Source organism: Macromonas bipunctata, from assembly GCF_002837135.1.
GTDB classification, from domain to species: Bacteria; Pseudomonadota; Gammaproteobacteria; order Burkholderiales; family Burkholderiaceae_C; genus Macromonas_A; species Macromonas_A bipunctata.
On sequence record NZ_NWBQ01000074.1, the window covers coordinates 1 to 2,498 of the forward strand.

Annotated in this window: 1 protein-coding gene and 1 pseudogene; both read right to left on the reverse strand. The window is 62.1% G+C overall.

What is annotated here, in order from left to right:
• Positions 1–708 (reverse strand): hypothetical protein (locus CON76_RS10780; protein ID WP_145995428.1); only part of this gene is annotated, 708 nt, incomplete at its 3' end.
• Positions 705–2,498 (reverse strand): annotated as a pseudogene (locus tag CON76_RS13175) (hypothetical protein); the annotation flags it as partial. The gene CON76_RS10780 and the pseudogene CON76_RS13175, both read right to left, overlap by 4 nt.

Consider the following 2,498-nt stretch of genomic DNA (forward strand, 5'->3'; position numbering starts at 1 on the left):
TTTGGCTTGCGCTTCGGCATCACATTGCTGTTGCAGGTGCTGCATGGCAGGGTGCCAGTCGCGGGCATAGAACGCGTACCCGACGGCGGGGTGATTGCCTGGCACATGAGCAACCAAGCTAAAACCAGCCTGGGTCAAGTGCTCGGTGACGGCGGATGCCGCAGTCATCTGGGCGATATCATCGGCCAAACCGAGTTCGGCCACACGCACACACAACCACTGGCTGCGGGCCAGCGTTTGGGCGGCACCGCGCAGCACCTGCAAAGCGGGCAGGCAATCCACGATCAGGCCACAAGGCGGAACATCGCCCACCAAAGCATCCAGCGGCTGGGTAGGGCGGGCTTCGGTGGTGATGCGCTGCAACCGGGGCCACAGGGTTTGCAACCATTCCGTAGGCAGCAAACCATCCTCGTCACGGTTGCTGGCGCTGTGGTAATCGCGCACACCAGCGGTATCGGCCACCACGGCAGGCAGCACGCGCCAGCCAGTGGGCCAATTCGGCATGGCGGCACCAGCCCAAGTGGCCAGACGGTCGGGGTCGGCATCGATGCAGCAAGCCTGCTGCACTTCGGGCCAACAGTGCCAAGTGTGCAAATCGCCCACACCGTGACCTGCACCAACATGCACCACGGCAGTGGTGGCGTAAGTCTTGTGCAGGGCGTGCAGCAACACCGCTGTTACGGTGCAAGGGGATGGGCTGCTGCTCATGACCGCACTGCACGCTTCTTGCGTGTGGTGGAAGGTGCACCCTCATCAGACAAGGGAGCAGACAACGATGCCTGCTTCGGCTTAGTACGGCTGCGGCGCGGGCGGGCAGCCGTTTCAGGCGGAACCTCGGGGGGAGCTTCAGGGGGTTGCAACATCTCAGCAGGAGTAGCTTCTTCAGTCGCTACCACGGGCACCACCGGAGTTGCACGTGCCCATTGGCGCAAGTGGGTGGCCAGCTTCAGCCAGTCGGCCCAAGCACGTTCAGCACGGGCACCTGCGGCTTGCAGGTTGACGAGCACCACAGCCAAGCTGTCCAGCAGGGCGGACATGAAGGCGCGGTCTTGGTCGGTCAGCTGTTGCCACAGTGCAGCGTCCCATCCACCCGCGTCCAGACGCAAGGCCATCACGGCTTGGCCGGTGGCGGTGGGCACGTTGGCCACCCAGTTGTGCAGGGCAGTCCCTTGGGCGGCAGCGTCCAGAATGAAGTGCGCGGATGTGACGGTGCCATCGACCGCCTTGTTCAGCTGCAACTGGAAGGTGAATTCTGGCAAGCGCATCGCCGCAAAATGCAGCGGGGCCAAGCGCAGGGCCAGTACCTCCCGCTGCGGGGTGGCTTGCTGAGCGGTCAATTCGGTGGCATCGAAACGCACCAGGCGTTGCATGCCGCGCATCAGCTCAACGCTGCGGGCCAGGGCGGTGTGCCACACATCACGCTGTTCAGCGGGCAGGGGCACGCGGCCACGTTCCAACGCTTGCATCAGCACAGCAGGCAGGGCAAGCAGCAGCTCCCAATCGCTGCTGGCCAGTTGCACCATGTGTGCCGCACGCTTGTGGGTGTCGGTGGCGCTCCGGGTCGGAATCAGGGTCACGCTGTCGTCACTGCGGGCGCTCACAGGCCAGCGGATCAACGGACTGCTGCCATCGCTGGGATGGCGCTGCCAGACAAAACCGACCACGCCGTTTTCCAGCACGGTCTGAAAGTCAAGTTGCTCAAAAGGACGACCCGCCACGGTAGTGTGGTTCAGCCGCCATTGCAGAGGCTGGCCATCGACCACGGGGCCCACCAGTTGCACGGCATCAAAATCCGACAGTTCGGGCTGTTGCTCCAGCAAACGGTTCCAGCGCGCTTGCAACGATTGGCTGAGCTGCTGCGCAGCGTGTTCGCGTTGATGTTGCTGTTCCAGCTCGGCTTGCACCTGGAACAGTTGTTGCGTGATGCGTTCGAGTTCTTGCTGTGTGGCTTGCAGTTCGTCCACCAGTTCCAATCGAGCTTGAGCGATCAGGTTGCGCTGATGTACGGCCTCGTTGCGCTCTTGCGCAATTTCTGTCAATGCCACGTCGCGCGCTTTGATCAATTGGGCTTGCTCTTCTGTCAAGGCATCAAACTGCGCTTGCAGCGCGATCTTGGCTTGGTCTGCGGCCTTGAGTTGCTCCAGAATGTTCAGGCGGTCTTGCGCGATCAGGTTGCGTTGGTGTACCGCTTGGTTGCGCTCTTCCTCGGTGGCGTGCAACTGGGCTGTGATCTGCTGCACCTCGGCCTGCGCGGCCTGGTGGTTGAGGTAGTACTTTTCCAACTCCTCTTGCACTTGGTGCAGTTGCTGTAACAGCAATTCACCTTCCTGCTGCGCTTCTTGCAAGTCGGCCACTGTCTTGGTGTTGGCTTGGGTCAGGGTATCGAGTTTGGTTTGCAGCTCGGACTGCGCTTTCGCTTGCGCGTCGCGCTGTTGCAGTGCTTCGGCCTTGGCTGCCGCTTCGGCTTGCTTGGCTTTGATTTCCGCTGCCAGTTGGGC